This is a genomic window from Pseudomonas sp. MIS38 (assembly GCF_019891575.1).
GTDB lineage: Bacteria > Pseudomonadota > Gammaproteobacteria > Pseudomonadales > Pseudomonadaceae > Aquipseudomonas > Aquipseudomonas putida_A.
On record NZ_JAFLXF010000012.1, the window covers coordinates 174,563 to 193,657 of the forward strand.

The 19,095-nt window shown below is 60.3% G+C and carries 20 protein-coding genes; 11 read left to right on the top strand and 9 right to left on the bottom strand.

The genetic code is table 11. The annotated features are described in order from the left end of the window. Window positions 1-47: 47 nt before the first annotated feature. The 7 genes from nth to metG form a co-directional block, all read right to left on the bottom strand. Window positions 48-686 (bottom strand): endonuclease III, encoded by a 639-nt coding sequence (gene nth / locus J1G18_RS15815; RefSeq protein ID WP_003227707.1) that lies wholly within the window; start codon window positions 684-686, stop codon window positions 48-50. Beyond that, window positions 683-1,264 carry an Rnf-Nqr domain containing protein gene (locus J1G18_RS15820; protein WP_135296462.1) on the bottom strand — a complete coding sequence of 194 codons (582 nt, stop codon included), beginning with the start codon at window positions 1,262-1,264 and terminating at the stop codon, window positions 683-685. Before J1G18_RS15820 ends, nth begins: the two co-directional genes overlap by 4 nt. Beyond that, window positions 1,261-1,866, bottom strand: coding sequence for an RnfABCDGE type electron transport complex subunit G (locus J1G18_RS15825; protein ID WP_098965363.1), 606 nt, complete (start codon window positions 1,864-1,866; stop codon window positions 1,261-1,263). The genes J1G18_RS15820 and J1G18_RS15825 overlap by 4 nt, the downstream gene beginning before the upstream one ends. Beyond that, window positions 1,863-2,846 carry an RnfABCDGE type electron transport complex subunit D gene (locus J1G18_RS15830; RefSeq protein WP_223008041.1) on the bottom strand — a complete coding sequence of 328 codons (984 nt, stop codon included), beginning with the start codon at window positions 2,844-2,846 and terminating at the stop codon, window positions 1,863-1,865. Before J1G18_RS15830 ends, J1G18_RS15825 begins: the two co-directional genes overlap by 4 nt. Further along, window positions 2,833-4,047 (bottom strand): electron transport complex subunit RsxB, encoded by a 1,215-nt coding sequence (gene rsxB / locus J1G18_RS15835; protein WP_223008042.1) that lies wholly within the window; start codon window positions 4,045-4,047, stop codon window positions 2,833-2,835. The genes J1G18_RS15830 and rsxB overlap by 14 nt, the downstream gene beginning before the upstream one ends. Then, window positions 4,044-4,613, bottom strand: a complete 570-nt coding sequence (locus tag J1G18_RS15840) for an electron transport complex protein RnfA (RefSeq protein WP_103367379.1) — start codon at window positions 4,611-4,613, stop codon at window positions 4,044-4,046. The genes rsxB and J1G18_RS15840 overlap by 4 nt, the downstream gene beginning before the upstream one ends. A gap of 132 nt (window positions 4,614-4,745) precedes the next feature. Continuing rightward, window positions 4,746-6,797 carry a methionine--tRNA ligase gene (gene metG / locus J1G18_RS15845; protein ID WP_127648295.1) on the bottom strand — a complete coding sequence of 684 codons (2,052 nt, stop codon included), beginning with the start codon at window positions 6,795-6,797 and terminating at the stop codon, window positions 4,746-4,748. A gap of 321 nt (window positions 6,798-7,118) precedes the next feature. Between metG and apbC the strand changes: the two genes are divergently transcribed. After that, window positions 7,119-8,213: an iron-sulfur cluster carrier protein ApbC gene (apbC, locus tag J1G18_RS15850; protein WP_027612056.1), complete on the top strand. Its 1,095-nt coding sequence runs from the start codon at window positions 7,119-7,121 to the stop codon at window positions 8,211-8,213. 143 nt (window positions 8,214-8,356) lie between these two features. Here apbC and J1G18_RS15855 read toward each other — a convergent pair whose 3' ends face one another. Next, window positions 8,357-9,115: an SDR family oxidoreductase gene (locus J1G18_RS15855; RefSeq protein WP_016773416.1), complete on the bottom strand. Its 759-nt coding sequence runs from the start codon at window positions 9,113-9,115 to the stop codon at window positions 8,357-8,359. 164 nt (window positions 9,116-9,279) lie between these two features. On the opposite strand from J1G18_RS15855, the gene J1G18_RS15860 reads away from it, so the two are divergent. The 4 genes from J1G18_RS15860 (at window position 9,280) to groL (ending at window position 12,803) form a co-directional block, all read left to right on the top strand. Beyond that, entirely contained in the window at window positions 9,280-10,011 is a 732-nt protein-coding gene (locus tag J1G18_RS15860) for a HugZ family protein (protein WP_134787222.1), read from the top strand. A 65-nt stretch (window positions 10,012-10,076) separates the two neighbouring features. Next, window positions 10,077-10,553, top strand: coding sequence for an FxsA family protein (locus J1G18_RS15865; RefSeq protein WP_096795133.1), 477 nt, complete (start codon window positions 10,077-10,079; stop codon window positions 10,551-10,553). Between the two features lie 258 nt (window positions 10,554-10,811). After that, window positions 10,812-11,105 carry a co-chaperone GroES gene (locus J1G18_RS15870; protein ID WP_007916610.1) on the top strand — a complete coding sequence of 98 codons (294 nt, stop codon included), beginning with the start codon at window positions 10,812-10,814 and terminating at the stop codon, window positions 11,103-11,105. 51 nt (window positions 11,106-11,156) lie between these two features. Next, entirely contained in the window at window positions 11,157-12,803 is a 1,647-nt protein-coding gene (gene groL, locus J1G18_RS15875; RefSeq protein WP_039765873.1) for a chaperonin GroEL, read from the top strand. 217 nt (window positions 12,804-13,020) lie between these two features. On the opposite strand, the gene J1G18_RS15880 is transcribed toward groL, so the two are convergent. Then, the gene (locus tag J1G18_RS15880) at window positions 13,021-14,970 is read right to left on the bottom strand and encodes an LTA synthase family protein (protein ID WP_210558466.1); all 1,950 of its coding nucleotides are present in this window, start codon (window positions 14,968-14,970) and stop codon (window positions 13,021-13,023) included. 203 nt (window positions 14,971-15,173) lie between these two features. On the opposite strand from J1G18_RS15880, the gene colR reads away from it, so the two are divergent. From colR to J1G18_RS15910, 6 genes are all read left to right on the top strand, one after another. After that, entirely contained in the window at window positions 15,174-15,857 is a 684-nt protein-coding gene (gene colR, locus J1G18_RS15885; protein WP_007964011.1) for a two-component system response regulator ColR, read from the top strand. Beyond that, window positions 15,847-17,130, top strand: a complete 1,284-nt coding sequence (locus J1G18_RS15890; protein WP_098965347.1) for a sensor histidine kinase — start codon at window positions 15,847-15,849, stop codon at window positions 17,128-17,130. Before colR ends, J1G18_RS15890 begins: the two co-directional genes overlap by 11 nt. 141 nt (window positions 17,131-17,271) lie before the next feature. Continuing rightward, window positions 17,272-17,940 carry a class I SAM-dependent methyltransferase gene (locus J1G18_RS15895; protein ID WP_098965345.1) on the top strand — a complete coding sequence of 223 codons (669 nt, stop codon included), beginning with the start codon at window positions 17,272-17,274 and terminating at the stop codon, window positions 17,938-17,940. 4 nt (window positions 17,941-17,944) lie between these two features. After that, the gene (locus J1G18_RS15900; protein ID WP_223008043.1) at window positions 17,945-18,658 is read left to right on the top strand and encodes a lipopolysaccharide kinase InaA family protein; all 714 of its coding nucleotides are present in this window, start codon (window positions 17,945-17,947) and stop codon (window positions 18,656-18,658) included. A gap of 2 nt (window positions 18,659-18,660) precedes the next feature. After that, window positions 18,661-18,888, top strand: coding sequence for a hypothetical protein (locus J1G18_RS15905; RefSeq protein ID WP_025111684.1), 228 nt, complete (start codon window positions 18,661-18,663; stop codon window positions 18,886-18,888). A 16-nt stretch (window positions 18,889-18,904) separates the two neighbouring features. Next, window positions 18,905-19,095, top strand: a 191-nt coding sequence (locus tag J1G18_RS15910; protein WP_223008044.1) for a hypothetical protein, incomplete at its 3' end; no start/stop codon positions are given.

Consider the following 19,095-nt stretch of genomic DNA (forward strand, 5'->3'; position numbering starts at 1 on the left):
GTAAAAAAGATTTTTTCAATCGAAGAATCAATTATTCCAATAGCCAATCAATCGTCCGAGGTTTTGTGTTTGTACTCACACAAATCTTCGATGCGGCAGCTGCCACAGCGTGGCTTGCGCGCCAGGCACACATAGCGACCGTGCAGAATCAGCCAGTGGTGGGAGTCCAGCAGGTAGTCTTTTGGCACAAACTTCATCAGCTTCTTTTCCACTTCAACCACATTTTTACCTGGGGCAATGCCGGTGCGGTTGCTCACGCGAAAAATGTGCGTGTCGACCGCCATGGTCAACTGGCGAAAAGCGGTATTGAGGACCACGTTGGCCGTCTTGCGACCGACGCCGGGCAGCGCTTCCAGTTCTTCACGCGTCTGCGGGACTTCGCCATTGTGCAACTCGACCAGCATGCGACAGGTCTCGATCACGTTTTTCGCTTTGCTGTTATAGAGGCCGATGGTCTTGATGTATTCGGACAGCCCTTCGACGCCCAGCGCGTGGATCGCCGCCGGGGTATTGGCCACCGGGAACAGTTTGGCCGTAGCCTTGTTGACGCCGACGTCGGTTGACTGCGCCGAAAGAATGACCGCGATCAACAACTCGAACGGTGAGGAATAGGCCAGCTCGGTCTTCGGCTCGGGATTGTCTTCATGAAGTCTGCGGAAAATTTCCAGACGTTTGGCGGCATTCATGGGTGATGTGTTTCCTTGGAGAGAGCGGTCGAGCGGGTCCAGGCCTGGCGGGCGGCGAGCAGTAGTCCGAGCACGATGAAGGCGCCGGGAACCAGGGTGAGCAAGTGCAGCCCGTCGCTGAACAGAACCAGGCCTTGCCAGTGTTCCGACAGGCCACGGCCGATGTGGCCCTGACCGAACAGTTCACGCAGTACCGCCAGCGCCAGTAGCAGCCCGCTCGACAGGCCAAAAAACGTCAGGCGCAGGCCAAATGCCTGACGAAAGAATCCATTGTATTCCAGCACTACGCATTGCAAGGCGATCAGCCCGGCATAGATTCCGATGGACTGTTGCCACTGCAACGCCCAGCGCTGCGCGAGGATATTGGCGCAACTGGTCAGGGTGGCGGCCAGCAGCAGACTGGCCAGCATCAGGTTGTTGCCAGACAACCGCGAGCGCAGCGGGCCGATGCATGCGCCGTAAACCGCCACCACAACGCTCGACATCAACAGCATGCCCAGCGCGCCAGCCAATGTCGCGCTGGTGCCAAGCAGCAGCATCAGCATCAACGTGTTTGTCAGATTCGTTGGCCGGATCATGATCCGCTCCCCAGCAAGGTTGCGCGGTGCTCATCAAAGTAACGCAGGGCGTCATGAATGGCATTGACGGTGGCCCGGGAAGTGACGGTTGCCCCGGCCAGTTGATCGAACTGTCCCTGATCTTTTTTCAGCGCCCAGCCTGCGTCGTCAGGTGCGTTGCGTGATTTACCGGTAAAAGTCGCCAGCCAGTGGTTCGGCCAGTCGCCGATAAGTCCGCCGAGCGCCGGGGTTTCGTTGTGCCGCAGGGTTTTTACCCCCAGCAGTCTGCCGTTGGCATCGATGGCGATCAGCAGTTCGATAGCGCCGGCATAGCCCTCGGTCTGGGTACGCAACAACACTGCCACTGGCTGACCGGATTTGCTTGCGCGGTAACCAGCCAGCAGCGTGCTGTGGCTCAACGTTGTATCAGTCAGCGCCAGCGGCTGCTCCAGCGGCTGATTGTCGTAGGCATCGGTCGCGAGTAGATCCAGCAATTTGCGGCTGTCGAGCAGGCGTTGCTCGCTGGCAATCTGCGGCGCACTGGCGCGCTGCACGACATAGGTCAGGCCGAGACCGGCACCGGCCAGCAGCACAAGCGCCACGAAAGCAGCTGCGCGGCTCATGATTGCACCTGCGTCTGGCGGGCAGCGGCAAAACGTTCCAGAGCCGGTACACACAGATTCATCAGCAACACGGCAAACGCGACACCGTCCGGGTAGCCGCCCCAGGTGCGGATCAGGTAGGTCAGCAAGCCGACACCTACGCCGAACAGCAGCCGGGCCAGCGAACTTTTGGCGGCGGATACCGGTTCGGTAATGATGAAAAAGGCACCGAGCATGGTCGCGCCGCTCAGCAGATGAAACAGCGGCGAGCCGTGGGAATCCGAACCCGAACCGTTCCAGCAGAGCAGGCTGACGAAAAACAGGCTGGCCAGCATGCCAACTGGCGCTTGCCAGGCAATCACCCGGCGCTGCAATAAAAACAGTCCACCGGCGAGAAACGCCAGATTGATCCACTCCACGCCGCGTCCACCGAAACGGCCGAATGCCGGATTGGCCGCGAACAATTCATCCATGGTCAGACTTTTGTTGATGCGCAGGCTGTCCAGCGCGGTGGCTTGAACCCAGGCATCCGGGGCCTGACCCAGATTCAGGACCTGTGCAAAAGCGGCCTGCAGACTCATGCCATGCGCCGGCCAGTGGGTCATTGGCTCCGGGAACAGCAGCATCGCCAGGGCGAAACCGAGCATGGCCGGATTGAACGGATTCTTGCCGATGCCACCGTATAAATGTTTGCCGAACAGCAGGCCCGAAGCCACCGCCGTAACTGTCAGCCACCATGGGCAATAGGGTGGCAGGGCGGCGGCCAGCAGTGTCGCGCTGACCAGTGCGCTGCCATCGCTGAGCGTTGGTTGCAGTGGCTGTCGGCGCAGGCGGGCGACACCAGCCTCGATCAGCAGCGCGGTGCTCGCCGCCAGGATCAGGTTGATCAACACGCCCCAGCCGTAGAACCAGAACAACGCCAACAGCCCCGGCAGCGTGGCCAGCAGCACCCGCTTCATCGCCTGTTGCAGGCGATCATCCGGTGCCTCACGGGGCGACATGATCTTGCACCTGACGCTCGGCGGCCTGCAGGCGAGCGCGGGCCTTGTCGAGGACTTCGCCCGGCGTGTCGGCGCGGCGTTCGAGTTTGTTCAGGTCGGCGCGGGCGTAGGCCAGTTCGGTTTTCAACTGGCGGAGCTGATTGTCGATCGGGCGCTTTTCCACCCGCAGCAGGTCAGGCGCAGGCTGCTCGCTCGCCGTCTCGGCGGCGTGAAGGGCTTGCTCGGCGTCACGCAGTGCCTGTTCCAGCGTGGCAATTTGCTCGGCTGGCGCTTCGGCGGTCTGGGCCTTTTTCAATTCGGCGCGCCGCATCGCCAACTGGATTTTCGCCCGTTTCAGGTCGGCGTCTTTCGCCGGAACCGGGGCCGCAGCGGCTGGAGCGGTGGCGGCGCTGCTTTCGAGTTTCGCCAACGCCTGTTCGGCGGCTTCAAACTGCTGTTGCAACACGATCAGTTGCGATTGCTGTTCGAAGGTCGGCGGATGGCCGAAGGCTTTCAGCGATTTGTGCAATTGCGCGCGACTCATGGCGACATCGATCTTGGCTTTTTTCAATGCCGTGTCGGCGGTTGCGGCTTTCTGCGCGCGCACCCGTTCCAGAGCGGCCTGCACCGGATCGAGAGTAACCACCGCCGGTTGCGCTGCACGCTGCGCCCGGGCTTGGCGCTCAGCCTGTTTCTGCTGTTCTTCGCGCTGCAGGCGGGCGTTGCGGCGTTCAAAACGCTGGCGCGCATGATCGCGTTTGGCCGCGCGTGCGCGCAGTTCTTCAAGGCTGGAAGCCAGGCCACCGACCACCGGCAAGGTGCCGAGTGGCAGCGGATGCATTTCGATGCAGTCCACCGGGCACGGCGCCACGCACAGGTCGCAACCGGTGCATTCGTCGATCAGTACGGTGTGCATCAGTTTCGCCGCGCCGACGATGGCGTCGATCGGGCAGGCCTGGATGCACTTGGTGCAGCCGATGCACTCGGCCTCGCGGATGTACGCCACTTGTGGCGGTGCCGAGCCACGGCTGACGTCCAGTTCCAGCACCGGCACGTTCAACAGTTCAGCCAGGGCGGCGACGGTTTCGTCACCGCCGGGCGGGCACTTGTTGATCGGTTCGCCATCGACAATGCCTTGCGCATAGGGCTTACAACCGGGGTGGCCGCATTTGCCGCATTGGGTCTGCGGCAGGAGGGCATCGATGAGTTGAATCAGACTCATGTTTTGATCAGTCCACTGAATCCGAGAAAAATCACTGCGATCAGTCCGGCGCCGATCAGGTCGATCGGCAAGCCGCGAAAGGGCAGGGGAATGTCGTTGTCCGCCGTGCGTTCACGCAAGTCGCTGAACAGGCTCAGCACCAGCCAGAAACCCAGCCCGGCGCCGATGCTCAGCGCTGTTGCTTGCAGCAGGCCGCGATCATTTTGCGCGTTGATCAAGGCCAGCCCCAGTACGCCGGCATTACCCAGCAATAGCGGCCACAGTCCGTCGAACGGCCAGTCTGGCAGCGCACGAGCCAACAGCTTCAGCAGCGGCGCGATCAGCAGCACGCTGAGCGGCAAGAATACAAACAGCTGCAGTGCCTGCAATTGCAGCGGCACCAGTAGCCAGTGCCAGAGCACGTACCCGATGAAGCCGACGCTCAGCATCAGGCACGCCGTCGCCAACCCCAGCGCATGCACCTGGCGCCGACTGCCGGCCAGCAGCGGATCGACACCCAGCGGCCAGTGCAACACGAAGTTGTTGAGCAGGGCGGCACTGATCAGCGTAAGTGCAAGTTCGGTCATGGTTCTGCCGGCAGCAACGGGCGAGTGTCACTTAAGGTTAGGCATTATCCGGCACCCGCGATGGGTGGGCCAGATATGAAAAATCCCACAGGCCTGCAGAACATGCCTGTGGGATCGTTTCAGCGCTGGGTCTTACTTGATGCGTTGACCCGGCTTGGCGCCGCTGTCCGGGCTCAGCAGGTAGATTTCTTCACCGCCAGGGCCGGCGGCCATCACCATGCCTTCGGAGATGCCGAACTTCATTTTCCGTGGCTTGAGGTTGGCGATCATCATGGTCAGGCGACCGTCGAGTTTCGACGGGTCCGGGTAAGCGCTCTTGATCCCGGAGAACACGTTGCGCTGCTCGTCACCGATGTCCAGCGTCAGGCGCAGCAGCTTGTCCGCACCTTCCACGTGTTCAGCCTTGACGATCAAAGCCACGCGCAGGTCGACGGCAGCAAAGGTGTCGAAGTCGATTTCCGGCGACAGCGGATCCTTGGCCAGTTCGCCGTTGCCCGCAGGCGCGGCAGCGCCGGTGTCGGTCTGGCTGGCGGTCAGGTCTTCTTTCGAGGCGTCGGTCATGGCTTGCACTTTTACCGGGTCGATGCGAGTCATCAACGGCTTGAATTCGTTCAGCTGATGGTTGGCCAGCAGCGTGGTGTGGTCGTTCCAGGTGAGCGGGGCGACGTTGAGGAATGCCTCGGCGTCGGCGGCCAGCAGTGGCAGCACCGGTTTGAGGAAGATCACCAGCTGGCGGAACAGGTTGATGCCGGTGGCGCAGATCGCCTGGACTTCATCCTGCTTGCCTTCCTGCTTGTTCAACGACCATGGGGCCTTGTCGGCGATCCAGGCGTTGGCGCGGTCGGCCAGGGCCATGGTTTCACGCATGGCGCGGGCGAAGTCGCGGGCTTCATAGGCGTCGGCAATGCCTGGTGCTGCGGCGAGGAAGGCCTCGGTCAGCTCTGGCGCAGCATTATTGTCGACCAGCAGGCCGCCGTTGCCCTTGTGGATGAAACCGGCGCAACGGCTGGCGATGTTGACCACTTTGCCGACCAGGTCGGAGTTGACCTTCTGCACGAAGTCTTCGAGGTTCAGATCGAGGTCATCGACGCCACGGCCCAGTTTGGCCGCGTAGTAGTAGCGCAGGTATTCCGGCGACAGGTGATCCAGGTAGGTACGGGCCTTGATGAAAGTGCCACGGGACTTGGACATCTTCTGGCCGTTGACGGTCAGGTAGCCGTGCACGTTGATCCCGGTCGGCTTGCGGAAACCGGCGCCTTCGAGCATGGCGGGCCAGAACAGGGCGTGGAAGTTGACGATGTCCTTGCCGATGAAGTGGTACAGCTCGGCGGTGGAGTCCTTGCCCCAGAACGCGTCGAAGTCCAGCTCCGGCGTGCGGTTGCAGAGGTTCTTGAAACTGGCCATGTAGCCGATCGGCGCGTCCAGCCACACGTAGAAATACTTGCCCGGCTCGTCGGGGATCTCGAAACCGAAGTACGGCGCATCGCGGGAGATGTCCCACTGCTGCAGGCCGGCGTCCAGCCACTCGGCGATCTTGTTGGCCACGGCGTCCTGCAGGGTGCCGCTGCGGGTCCAGGTCTGCAGCATCTGCTGGAAGTCCGGGAGCTTGAAGAAGAAGTGCTGGGAATCCTTGAGCACCGGAGTGGCGCCGGAGATCGCCGACTTCGGATCCTTCAGATCGGTCGGGGCGTAGGTCGCACCGCATTTTTCGCAGTTGTCGCCGTACTGGTCTTCAGTGCCGCATTTCGGGCAGGTGCCCTTGATGAAGCGGTCGGCCAGGAACATTTTCTTTTCCGGATCGAAATACTGGGTGATCGAGCGCTGGGCAATGTGCCCGGCGTCACGCAGCTTCAGATAGATCTGGCTCGACAGCTCACGGTTTTCTTCGGCGTGAGTGGAGTGGAAGTTGTCGAAGTCGACCAGGAACTCGGCAAAGTCGGCGCTGTGTTCAGCCTGCACGTTGGCGATCAGTTGTTCCGGGGTGATGCCTTCCTTTTCCGCGCGCAGCATGATCGCCGAACCGTGGGCGTCGTCGGCGCAGACATAGATGCATTGATTGCCGCGATGCTTCTGGAAGCGCACCCACATATCGGTCTGGATGTATTCCAGCATATGGCCAAGGTGAATCGAACCGTTGGCGTAGGGCAGGGCGCTGGTGACGAGGATCTTGCGTGGTTCGGACATGTGGGGCTTCGCTACTTGATGAAACGGAGGTCGGCCACTATAAAGCGCTGGCGCATATTTTTCACCCTGTGCCGCTGGGTACTTTGAGAGCATTTGTAGCGAGGGGATTCATCCCCGATGGGTGGCGAAGCCGCCCCCAAACCCGATATCAGGGCCTATCAGGTACACCGCGGGTGATGGTTCTGCGACTGCTGCGCAGCCGATCGGGGATAAATCCCCTCGCCACAGGTGCTGACTTGCTCAAGTAATCAGTTCGCCACAAATCTGCGTCCAGCGTACGATACCCGCCATCTTTTCCCAGTCTTGTTATCGGAGTTGCCCATGAGTGCCGTCACTCGCGCAGCGGTGGAAGCCGTCCTCAGCCAATACACCGACCCCTACCTGAACCAGGACCCGGTCAGCGCCGGTTGCGTGAAGCACATCGAGATCGTCGGTGATCGCGTCAACGTGCAGCTGGAAATCGGTTACGCCGCCGGTCTGTTCAAGAGCGGCTGGGCACAGTTGCTGCAGCTGGCCATCGAAAACCTCGATGGCGTGACGATCGCCAAGGTCGAGGTCAACAGCGTGATCGCCGCGCACAAGGCCCAGGCGCAGATCCCGGGGCTGGCCAACGTCAAGAATGTGGTCGCCGTGGCTTCGGGCAAGGGCGGTGTGGGCAAGTCGACCACGGCGGCCAACCTCGCGCTGGCGCTGGCCCGCGAAGGCGCCAAGGTGGGGATTCTCGACGCCGACATCTATGGCCCGAGCCAGGGCATCATGTTCGGCATCCCCGAGCGCACCCGCCCCGAGGTCAAGGATCAGAAGTGGTTCGTGCCGCTCAAGGCCCACGGTGTCGAAGTCATGTCGATGGCGTTCCTGACCGACGACAACACGCCGATGGTCTGGCGCGGGCCGATGGTCTCCGGCGCACTGCTGCAACTGGTCACGCAAACCGCGTGGGGTGACCTGGATTATCTGGTGATCGACATGCCCCCAGGTACCGGCGACATCCAGTTGACCCTGGCGCAGAAAGTCCCGGTGGCCGGTGCGGTGATCGTCACTACTCCGCAGGATCTGGCGTTGCTGGACGCGCGCAAAGGCGTGGAAATGTTCCGCAAGGTCAACATTCCGGTGCTGGGCGTGGTGGAAAACATGGCGGTGCACATCTGCTCGAACTGCGGACATGCCGAACATCTGTTCGGTGAGGGCGGTGGCGAAAAGCTGGCGACCCAATATGGCGTCGAACTGCTCGCCTCGCTGCCGCTGTCGATGCTGATCCGCGAGCAGGCCGATGGCGGCAAGCCAACGGTGATCGCCGAACCGGACAGCCAGATTGCCATGGTCTATCAGGAACTGGCCCGCCACGTCGGCGCGCGCATTGTGTTGCAGGAAGCGGCGACGCCGGCGATGCCTAACATCAGCATCAGCGACGATTGATAAGCAGAAACACAATCAACTGTGGGAGCGGGCTTGCTCCGGGCGGCGTTCCGACGAAGGCGGTGTGTCAGTCGACGAAAATGTTGTCTGACCCACCGCCTTCGCGAGCAAGCCCGCTCCCACACTGGTTTTTGTATTGCCAGTCAGATCCGCAAGCCGCCATCCATCTCCAGAATCCGCCCGGTGTAGTAGTCGTTCTCGAAGATGTACGCCGCCGAATGGGCGATCTCTTCCGGTTTGCCCATGCGCTTGAGCGGGATTCCCGAGGTCATCTTCTCCAACGCTTCCGGCTTCATGCCCAGGGTCATCTCGGTTTCGATGAAGCCCGGCGCAATGCCTGCCACGCGAATGCCATAACGCGCCAGTTCCTTGGCCCAGGTCACAGTGGCTGCGGCCACGCCAGCCTTGGCGGCAGAGTAGTTGGTCTGGCCGACGTTACCGGCTCGGGAGATCGAAGAAATATTGATGATCGCGCCGCTGTTCTTCAGCTCGACCATTTTCGCCGCCACTTCACGGGTGCACAGGAACACGCCGGTCAGGTTGACGTCGATTACCGCCTGCCACTGGGCCAGACTCATCTTGGTCATTTCGCCGTCCTTGACCTTGAGCAGCAGACCATCCCGCAGGATCCCGGCGTTGTTGATCAGGCCATGGATCGCGCCGAAATCTTCGGCAACCTGCGCGACCATGTGCTCAACCTGTTCTTCATTGGCCACGTTGCACAGATAGCTGCGCGCCTCGACGCCCTTGGCCTTGCAGGCGGCCACCGCGTCGTCGAGTTTTTCCTGATTGAGATCCACCAAGGCCAGCTTCGCGCCTTTGCCGGCGAAATACTCGGCCATGGAACGGCCCAAACCCTGGCAACCGCCGGTGATAATGATTACTTTGTCGTTGAGTTGCATTCGCATGCCCCGATAGCCGGTCTGAGTGGTTTTTGTTATTGGCGACGCTCGATCCGAATCGATTATGGCCGGATTGCACATGAGCATTGCCCGATGGCGTGACCGGGACTTATCCCCAGGCGCCTGTCCGTTTTTTCGACGGATTCTATTTAAGGAGTCATAAATTGAGCGTTGAAGCGGCCAAGAATGCCCGAGAATTGCTTCTCAAGGAATACCGTGGCGTATTGTCCACCCACTCCAAATCAATGCCCGGTTTCCCGTTTGGCTCGGTGGTGCCGTATTGCCTGGATGAGCAGGGTCGCCCGCTGATCCTGATCAGCCGCATCGCCCAGCACACCCACAACCTGCAGAAGGACCCGAAATGTTCGCTGCTGGTGGGCGAGCGCGAGGCCGACGACGTGCAGGCCGTTGGTCGCCTGACCTGTCTGGCCGAAGCGCAGAAGCTCGAAGACCCGGCTGCCATCGAAGCCGCCGCCGAACGTTACTACCGGTATTTCCCCGACTCGCAGAACTATCACAAGGCCCACGATTTTGATTTCTGGGTGCTCAACCCGGTGCGTCATCGCTACATCGGCGGTTTCGGCGCGATTCACTGGATCGATCAGCTGACCCTGGCCAACCCGTTTGCCGGCAAGGCGGAAATCAGCATGGTCGAGCACATGAACAGCGATCACGCCAAAGCCATCGCCCACTACGTGGAGCTCAGCGGGTTGCCGAAAACCGTACCGGCGCAACTGGCCGGAATCGACAGCGAAGGCATGCACTTGCGCATCGGTCAGGCACTGTATTGGCTGCCGTTTCCAGCGCTTTGTCATACGCCGATACAAGTGCGCGAAGCCTTGGTTTCTCTGGCTCACGCCGAGGTCTGGCCAAAAAATGCGGTGGCCGACGCTTGAATTCACGAAAGGGCGACGTCATCTAAGGCTTACTGCAAGGCATTTCTTGCGTTGAGGAATCTTTGATGCGCCCTTTTTTGTTGCTCTTTCTGCTGTTTCCGGTGCTGGAGCTGTTCGTATTCGTCAAAGTGGCAGGGGCGATCGGGTTTTTCCCGGCCCTGCTGCTGATCATTCTCGGCTCGATGTTTGGTGTGTTCGTACTGCGCGTCGCCGGTCTGGCCACGGCACTGCGTGCCCGTGAAAGCCTGAATCGCGGTGAGTTGCCCGCACAGACCATGCTTGAAGGCTTGATGCTCGCCTTGGCCGGTGGCCTGTTGATCCTGCCGGGCTTCATCAGCGACGTGGTCGGTCTGGTGATGCTGCTGCCGTTCACCCGTCGTCTGCTGGCCAATAAAATGCGTCAGCGCGCCGAAGAACAGGCGATCCGTCAGCGGGCCTTCGCCGACGACCTGCAACCCCGTGGCGGTCCTGCACCGCGCCAGCCTCTGGGCCGCGAGGGTGATGTGATCGAAGGCGAGTTCGAACATCGCGACAGCAAGTAACCCCTGCTTCGACACGGCACCTTCGGGTGCCGTTTGTTTATGCGCGGCATTCAAGGGGCAATTGATGAAAAATTTTCTGCCCCCGCCCTTGTAATAAGCTTATGCGCCCTTATGTATCGGTCACCGAAAGGTTTCCGGCATTCAAGCCGGACAGACTTCCGCGGTTTGCTCGACGAACCGCAACCGGCGCAGGCCGGATTTGTTAAACCCGCCGGGACTACACCGGCCGATGAAAACCACAATTAGGAGAGATCGACAATGAAGCTTCGTCCTCTGCATGACCGCGTCGTCATCCGTCGCAGCGAAGAAGAAAAGAAAACCGCTGGCGGTATCGTCCTGCCAGGTTCGGCTGCTGAAAAAGCCAACCACGGTGTGATTCTCGCTGTAGGCCCGGGCAAGGCTCTGGAAAACGGTGAAGTGCGTGCACTGTCCGTGAAGGAAGGCGACAAGGTTGTGTTCGGTCCTTACTCCGGCAGCAACACTGTGAAAGTCGACGGCGAAGACCTGCTGGTAATGAGCGAGAACGAAATCCTCGCTGTTATCGAAGGCTGATACCCCCCGTTCATTTTCCCGTTACTACAAAGTATTTAAGGAATATCGATCATGGCTGCTAAAGAAGTTAAGTTCGGCGATGCCGCTCGCTCCAAGATGCTCAAAGGCGTCAACGTTCTGGCTGACGCGGTAAAAGCGACCCTGGGCCCGAAAGGCCGTAACGTGATTCTCGAGAAGAGCTTCGGCGCTCCGACCATCACCAAGGACGGCGTTTCCGTCGCCAAGGAAATCGAACTCGAAGATCGCTTCGAAAACATGGGCGCGCAGCTGGTCAAAGACGTTGCCTCCCGTGCCAACGATGACGCTGGTGACGGTACTACCACCGCTACCGTTCTGGCTCAATCGATCGTCAACGAAGGCCTGAAAGCTGTCGCTGCCGGCATGAACCCGATGGACCTGAAGCGCGGTATCGACAAAGCGACCATCGCGATCGTCAAAGAACTGAAAGCCCTGTCCAAGCCATGCGCTGACACCAAGGCCATCGCTCAGGTAGGTACCATCTCCGCCAACTCCGACAACTCCATCGGCGACATCATTGCCGAAGCCATGGAAAAAGTCGGTAAAGAAGGCGTGATCACCGTTGAAGAAGGCTCGGGCCTGGAAAACGAACTGTCGGTTGTAGAAGGCATGCAGTTCGACCGTGGCTACCTGTCCCCGTACTTCGTCAACAAGCCGGACACCATGGTTGCCGAGCTCGACGGCCCGCTGATCCTGCTGGTCGACAAAAAGATCTCGAACATCCGCGAAATGCTGCCAGTGCTGGAAGCCGTTGCCAAAGCCGGCCGTCCACTGCTGATCGTTGCCGAAGACGTTGAAGGCGAAGCCCTGGCGACTCTGGTCGTGAACAACATGCGTGGCATCGTCAAGGTTGCAGCCGTCAAGGCTCCAGGCTTCGGCGACCGTCGCAAGGCCATGCTGCAGGACATCGCCGTTCTGACCGGCGGTACCGTAATCTCCGAAGAGATCGGCCTGAGCCTGGAAAGCACCACCCTGGAGCACCTGGGTAACGCCAAGCGCGTGACCCTGTCCAAGGAAAACACCATCATCGTTGACGGTGCTGGCGTACAAGGCGACATCGAAGCCCGTATCGCTCAGATCCGCGCCCAGGTTGCCGAGACTTCCTCGGACTACGACCGTGAAAAACTGCAAGAGCGTCTGGCCAAGCTGTCCGGCGGCGTTGCAGTGATCAAGGTTGGCGCTGGTTCCGAAGTTGAAATGAAAGAGAAGAAGGCCCGCGTTGAAGACGCCCTGCACGCAACCCGTGCAGCCGTTGAAGAAGGCGTGGTACCTGGCGGTGGCGTTGCGCTGATCCGTGCTCTGGAAGCCCTGACCGAACTGACCGGCGACAACGCTGACCAGAACGTCGGTATCGCTGTGCTGCGTCGCGCTGTTGAAGCGCCGCTGCGCCAGATCGCTGCCAACTCCGGTGACGAGCCAAGCGTAGTCGTCAACGAAGTGAAGAACGGCAAAGGTAACTTCGGTTACAACGCTGCTTCGGGCGAATACGGCGACATGATCGAAATGGGCATCCTGGACCCAACCAAGGTAACCCGTTCCGCTCTGCAAGCTGCAGCCTCGATCGGCGGTCTGATCCTGACCACCGAAGCAGCTGTTGCTGATGCACCGAAGAAAGAAGGTGCAGCTGGCGGCGGTATGCCAGACATGGGCGGCATGGGTGGCATGGGCGGCATGATGTAAGCCAGCCTTACCCCTGTAACGAAAAACCCCGCCTGCGATGAGCAGGCGGGGTTTTTTATTGCCTTCGATTTGTTGTTGGCGCTATACCGAGGTGGGGCCATCGCTGGCAAGCCAGCTCCCACAGGTTTAGCGCAATCCTTGTGGGAGCTGGCTTGCCAGCGATGGCGTCAGAGCAGTCGACACAAAGCTTGACTGACCTGACCTGAACCACCGTCGGTTACTGCTCGCTGACCTGGACAGTGCTGTCCTTCGCCGGCTTCCAGCTCAACAACTGCTGTTTGAAGCCATAACTGGCCGCCTGGTAATACGCAATGGCCCGGCTGACCAGCGGATCGTCGCTGCTGACCCGCGACTCGCGGCTTTCGGTCAGCGCATCGTCATGCCGGCGCAAGCCCTGGCGCGGGCTGAGGATCGCCAGATCCTTGCCGTCGAACAGGCCCAGGTGCTGGTAGTTGCCGACCACCACGCGCGGTGGCAGCGGGTTGTCCTGCAACAGGTTGCGACCGAAGAACGTCGAGGTGTAATCCAGGTTGAGCAAGCCCAGCAGTGTCGGCGCCAGGTCGATCTGACTGGCCAGTTGCGCGCTCTCGCGAGCTTCGATCATTTTCGGCGCGTAGATGAACAGCGGGATCTGGTAGTTGGCGATCGGCAAGTCTTCTTTACCGGCGCTGCCCGCGGTGTGGTCGGCGACGAAGATGAAGATGGTGTTGTCGAACCACGGTTTCTGCCGCGCCTGCTCCAGGAACTGACCAATCGCGTAGTCGGTGTACTTCACCGCGCCATCACGACCGTTGCCGGACTTGATGTCGATCCGGTTGTCGGGGTAGGTGTAAGGGCGATGGTTGGAGGTGGTCATCAGTTGCAGCAGAAACGGCTGCTGTTTGGCGTAGTCGGCATCCGCCAGTTTCAGGGTCTGGCGGTACAGATCTTCGTCGGCCATGCCCCAGGCGTTCTTGAAGTGGATCTCGGCTTCATCGACGCTGCTCTGATCGACCACACGATAGCCGTTGCCGCTGAAGAACGCGTTCATGTTGTCGAAGTAGCCGCGTCCGCCGTAGACGAACACGCTGTCGTAACCCACCGCGCTCAACTGCTGGCCAAGGCTGGCGAAACCGCTTTCACGGCCGATGCGCTTGACGATCGAGCGGCCTGGCGTCGGCGGGATGGCCAGGGTGATCGCTTCCAGACCGCGGTCGGTGCGGGTGCCGGTGGCGTAGAAGTTGTTGAAGTACAGACTCTGCTTGCGCAAGGCGTCGAGGTTTGGCGTCAGGTTGCGACCGTCGCCATTGCTGCCCAGGTACTTGGCGCTCAGGCTTTCGATGGTCACCAGCACAATGTTCGGCTTGCGCGGGGTGCCCGGGTTGTCGATCACCCGGCGAATGTCCTGTGGATCCTTGCCGATGAAGCGCGCGTCGCTTTCGCTCAGCTCGGCGCGGATCTGGCTGGCGACTTTTTCTGCCGGCAGGCTCTTGTAGAACTGGGTGTAGTCGAGTTCATTGTTACGGAACGCGGCGAAGAACTGATACGGGCCGTTGCTGGCCAGTTCGTTCTGGTAGGCGTTGCCGCCCTGGGCACGTGGGGCGTCCTGGCTGAGCAGTTGCAGGCTCAGACCCGCGACGATCAACAGGCCCAAGGCACTGAGCAGACGCCCGCGCAGCGCTGGCAGCGGGGCATTCATGGCAGCATTGAACGGCTTGCCCAAGGCAAAGCTGATAACCACGGCCAGTACCGCGAGGAGGCTCAGCAGTTTGCCGATCGGGTACGACTCGAGGACGTTGTTCAGCACTTCGTCGGAATACACCAGGTAATCGACGGCGATGAAGTTGAAACGCACGCCGAACTCGTCCCAGAACAGCCATTCGGCCACCGCCACGAACAGCATGGCGAACAGGCTGATGGTCAGCAGGGCGCGCAGGAACCCGCGATGCCCACGACGACGCCACAGGCCCGGCGGGCAGAGCAGCAGGTACAAGCCCATCGGCAATGCCGCATAGGCCAGGAAACCCAGGTCGTAGAGCGCGCCGATGCCGAACACCGACAGGGCGAAGCCGCCGGCCTCATCCAGGTGAGTCAGCAGCAGTACCGCTCGAGTCAGAAGAAAGATGACCAGCCAGGCGCCGGTGATGAGCAGCAGAAAGCGCATGGGCGCAGTCTTGAAAGGGTCCATTGTCTCGTTTTCCTTATATCAATGGCGCGCGAGTGTCACGGCGCCACTGTAATCAGGTTGTGAATCCATAGTGAAAACTTTGTTAAATATTTAATTTGGTTAGGCAAATGGATCGGCGTGCCTGCCGGCCCTAGCCCTGAAACGGCGTTGGCCTTAAGCTGCGCGGGCCATGACGGCCGTAACTGTGTACGGAGGAGATGCCAATGCGAATTCTATTGGTCGAAGACAACCGCGATATCCTGGCCAACCTGGCCGATTACCTGGGGCTCAAAGGCTATACCGTCGATTGCGCCCAGGACGGCTTGTCGGGCCTGCATCTGGCTGCCACCGAGCATTACGACCTGATCGTGCTCGATATCATGCTGCCGGGGATCGACGGCTACACCCTGTGCAAGCGCCTGCGTGAAGACGCCCGACGCGATACGCCGGTGATCATGCTCACCGCCCGCGATCAACTGGACGACCGCCTGCAGGGCTTCAAGTCCGGGGCTGATGATTACCTGGTCAAACCGTTTGCCCTGTCGGAACTGGCGGCACGCATCGAAGCCGTGATGCGTCGCACCCAGGGCGGCGGCCGTCGCGCGCTGCAGGTCGGTGACCTGACCTACGACCTCGACACGCTGGAAGTGACCCGCGAGGGCAAGCTGCTCAAGCTCAACCCGGTCGGGCTGAAGCTGCTGGCAGTCTTGATGCAGAAGAGTCCGCACGTCCTGCGTCGGGAAATTCTCGAAGAAGCGCTGTGGGGCGATGACTGCCCGGACAGCGACAGCCTGCGCAGCCACGTCCACCAATTGCGTCAGGTGATCGACAAGCCATTCGCCAAGCCGTTGCTGCAAACCGTGCACGGCGTGGGTTACCGCCTGGCCGAGGGGCGTGATGGAGTTTAAGCAAAGCCTTTCCCAGCGGATCATCATCGCCTTTGCGCTGATGAGTGCGCTGGTGGCCGGGGCCTTCGCCATGGGCATCGTGGCGACCGTGCACCTGGTGGAGGAGAAACTGATTTCGGCGGGGCTGGGCGGCGACCTGCAACGTCTGCTGCTGATGGACAACGTCTCGGACTGGAGCCATCGCCCGGAACCGGACCAGTTGTTCTATTTCAGCGGCGGACCGGGTGATTTCGAGCTGCCCAAGGATCTGCGTCACCTCGATGCGGGGTTCCACGAAGTGTTCCGCGAGCAGCTGTCGTATCACGCGATGGTCGAGATCGTCGACGGTCGCCGCTACGTGCTGCTGCAGGATCAAAGCGATTTCGAAGAGCGTGAACGCGTGCTGTTTGCCGTGGTGCTGGTGGGCTTTGTGCTCAGTCTGGCGCTGGCCGTATTCCTCGGCTGGGTGCTGGCGCGCAAGGTCATGGCGCCGGTGGTGCGCCTGGCACGGCAAGTACGGCATCGCGATCAGTTGCTCGGTCTGGCGCCGCCACTGGCGCCGGACTATGCGGCTGACGAAGTCGGCGAACTGGCGGTGGCGTTCGATGCAACGCTTGGTCGTCTGCGTCAGGCGCTGACCCGCGAGCGGCTGTTCACCAGTGACGTCAGCCACGAACTGCGCACGCCGTTAATGGTGCTGGCCAGTTCCTGCGAACTGCTGCTGGAAAATCCGGGGCTGGATCAACGCGGTCGTGCCCAGGTCGAGCGCATCGCCCGCGCCAGCGAAGAAATGCGTGAACTGGTGCAGACCTTCCTGATGCTCGCCCGCGCCCAGCGTGAAGACGCCGGTTCAGCGCCGCAGCAGAACATCAGTCAGGTGGCCGATGGCTTGTTGAGTATCTGGCGTGAACCGATCGAATCGAAAGGGCTGCGGCTGATGTTCGAGCCGGGCAATCCGCCGGACACTCGCTTCAACGCGACTCTGCTCAGCGCGGTCATGGGCAATTTGTTGCGCAACGCCTGCCACTACACCGAGCAGGGCTTCATCCGCCTGACGCTCAACGACAACGGCTTCGTCGTCGAAGACTCGGGCGTCGGCATTCCCGAGGAAAAACGCGAGGCCATGTTCCAGCCCTTCGTGCGCGGCAATGAGAAGCGCGGCGAAGGCCTGGGCCTGGGTTTGTCGCTGGTGCAGCGGATCTGTGAAAACCAGGGCTGGGAGGTGACATTGAGCACCATGCAGCCCAATGGTTGCCGCTTTGAGGTGACGCTGGGCCGTGCTGACGGTCGCTGATGGCCCCGCGCTATTGCTTTCTCCCTGTAAAACCCTGTAATAGTTTGCCGGTTTACCTGACGTAATTTTCACAAAGGGACGACCTGACGCTGACATGCCACTACCTATGGTAGGGGCATCAGTTATTCAGGAGTCCTGAAAATGAGCAGACCGATCAAGCTCGATTTTTCCGAAAAGTATGATGACCAGCATGCACAAAAATATTTGCGCAAGCATCAGGACGGTCTCGGTCGTCGGTTGTCACATTGGCGGGACGAGCAACTGGCCCGCAAGGCGTTGACGCTGGCGGGCGAGCCGGGGCTGGTTCTGGATCTGCCGTGTGGTGCAGGGCGTTTCTGGCCGTTGCTGGCGGAAAAACCCAATCGGGTGATCATTGGCGCGGACAATTCCGAGTCTATGATCAAGACCGCGATGCAGGCGCAGCCGGCTGATGTGGTGAAACGGGTACAACCTTTGCACACGTCAGCGTTCGACATTGCCTTGCCGGATAACGCCGTCGACAGCATTTTCTGCATGCGTTTGCTGCATCACATCGGTGAAGCCGAACATCGGCGGACGATTTTGCGCGAATTCGAGCGTGTCACCCGTGACAGCGTAATCATTTCGTTGTGGGTGGACGGTAATTTCAAGGCCTGGAAACGCAAACGCGCTGAACAGCGGCGTGGTCAGGAAGGTTACCAAAACCGGTTTGTGTTACCGGCTGTGACAGTAGAAAAAGAGTTCGAAGAGGCAGGTTTTCGCATTCAGGAACAACTGGACTTCATTCCGCTGTATGCCATGTGGCGGGTTTACGTATTACGCAAGAGGTAACAGGATGGCGGTGCAAATAGCAGCAGAAACGGAAGTCGCTCCCCAGGATCGCTTCGACTACTACTGGAACCAGCGCGGTGAATGGGTGGAAGAACCCAACGTGCGCCGTGGCGGGGAAAGTGGTGTGCAACGAGTCGTGGGCCGTGACGGCCAGTTACTGTATGCCAAGCGCCAGACCGGACATATCTATCGCAGTTGGCTGCATCCTTTCGGCCGGCCGACAGTCTTGCGAGAGCTGGATGCCCTGACCGGTGTCAGTCGCCTCGGCGTACGCGTCCCGCAAATCGTCTTCTGCGGTGCGCAGCCCGATCCGCAACACAAGTGGCGTGCGCTGCTGGTGACCAAGTCGCTGGACGGTTTCGACGAACTCGAGAAGTGGGAAGCCGCCGGTGGCCGTGCCCAATATGGCGAAGCGGTTTTCGAGCGCGTCCTCAAAGACCTGGCCGAAAACCTCGCGCGCATGCACAAGGGCCGTTGGCAGCACAGCTGTATCTACATCAAACACGTTTTTGTACGGGTGACCGGCGAAGGTGATTCGGCTCAGGTCGAAGTGGCATTGATCGATCTGGAGAAATGCCGTCAGCGTCTGACCGCTTATCGCGCGGCCTCCCATGACATGAAGCAATTGCGTCGCCATTCGTCGTTCAGCGACACGGACTGGAAAAAACTCGTCTACTTTTATGAGACGGCGTTTGGCAGCGCTATCAAAGGTTTATAGCGATGAAACTCGAAATTGCACGAGGTTTGTTTTTGGTTGGAGCCTTGGCAGTTGCTTCATTGGCGGTGGCGGCCTGGGAGCAGCCCCGCATGCAGGTGATCGGTGCTACCACAGGCGATGCTCACTGCGCAGTACCACGGGTGGCGAAAGCCTCCGTGGCCACTAAACCTGACCATGATCTGTTGTTGTTCATGTTCGGACTTTCTCAAGGGATGAGGCCACAGAGTTGAACCGATTGAAGCCAAAATGAAAGGCCTCGCAGATGCGAGGCCTTTTTTATTGCGCGTGTTCCAGGGATCACACCATTCCCCTGTGGGATCGGCGATGGATGGCAGGTTTGTGGCTGGCCGCGATCAAGGGTGGGAGTGGCTGCTCACGAAGGGGCCGGCACATTCAGCATTGCTGTTGGCTGACCCGACGCTTTCGCGAGCAAGCCC

Excerpts from the sequence above, each read along its gene's own strand:
- nth (WP_003227707.1), bottom strand. The coding sequence starts at position 686 with ATGAATGCCGCCAAACGTCTGGAAATTTTCCGCAGACTTCATGAAGAC.
- J1G18_RS15820 (WP_135296462.1), bottom strand. The coding sequence starts at position 1,264 with ATGATCCGGCCAACGAATCTGACAAACACGTTGATGCTGATGCTGCTG.
- J1G18_RS15825 (WP_098965363.1), bottom strand. The coding sequence starts at position 1,866 with ATGAGCCGCGCAGCTGCTTTCGTGGCGCTTGTGCTGCTGGCCGGTGCC.
- J1G18_RS15830 (WP_223008041.1), bottom strand. The coding sequence starts at position 2,846 with ATGTCGCCCCGTGAGGCACCGGATGATCGCCTGCAACAGGCGATGAAG.
- rsxB (WP_223008042.1), bottom strand. The coding sequence starts at position 4,047 with ATGAGTCTGATTCAACTCATCGATGCCCTCCTGCCGCAGACCCAATGC.
- J1G18_RS15840 (WP_103367379.1), bottom strand. The coding sequence starts at position 4,613 with ATGACCGAACTTGCACTTACGCTGATCAGTGCCGCCCTGCTCAACAAC.
- metG (WP_127648295.1), bottom strand. The coding sequence starts at position 6,797 with ATGTCCGAACCACGCAAGATCCTCGTCACCAGCGCCCTGCCCTACGCC.
- apbC (WP_027612056.1), top strand. The coding sequence starts at position 7,119 with ATGAGTGCCGTCACTCGCGCAGCGGTGGAAGCCGTCCTCAGCCAATAC.
- J1G18_RS15855 (WP_016773416.1), bottom strand. The coding sequence starts at position 9,115 with ATGCAACTCAACGACAAAGTAATCATTATCACCGGCGGTTGCCAGGGT.
- J1G18_RS15865 (WP_096795133.1), top strand. The coding sequence starts at position 10,077 with ATGCGCCCTTTTTTGTTGCTCTTTCTGCTGTTTCCGGTGCTGGAGCTG.
- J1G18_RS15870 (WP_007916610.1), top strand. The coding sequence starts at position 10,812 with ATGAAGCTTCGTCCTCTGCATGACCGCGTCGTCATCCGTCGCAGCGAA.
- groL (WP_039765873.1), top strand. The coding sequence starts at position 11,157 with ATGGCTGCTAAAGAAGTTAAGTTCGGCGATGCCGCTCGCTCCAAGATG.
- J1G18_RS15880 (WP_210558466.1), bottom strand. The coding sequence starts at position 14,970 with ATGGACCCTTTCAAGACTGCGCCCATGCGCTTTCTGCTGCTCATCACC.
- colR (WP_007964011.1), top strand. The coding sequence starts at position 15,174 with ATGCGAATTCTATTGGTCGAAGACAACCGCGATATCCTGGCCAACCTG.
- J1G18_RS15890 (WP_098965347.1), top strand. The coding sequence starts at position 15,847 with ATGGAGTTTAAGCAAAGCCTTTCCCAGCGGATCATCATCGCCTTTGCG.
- J1G18_RS15895 (WP_098965345.1), top strand. The coding sequence starts at position 17,272 with ATGAGCAGACCGATCAAGCTCGATTTTTCCGAAAAGTATGATGACCAG.
- J1G18_RS15900 (WP_223008043.1), top strand. The coding sequence starts at position 17,945 with ATGGCGGTGCAAATAGCAGCAGAAACGGAAGTCGCTCCCCAGGATCGC.
- J1G18_RS15905 (WP_025111684.1), top strand. The coding sequence starts at position 18,661 with ATGAAACTCGAAATTGCACGAGGTTTGTTTTTGGTTGGAGCCTTGGCA.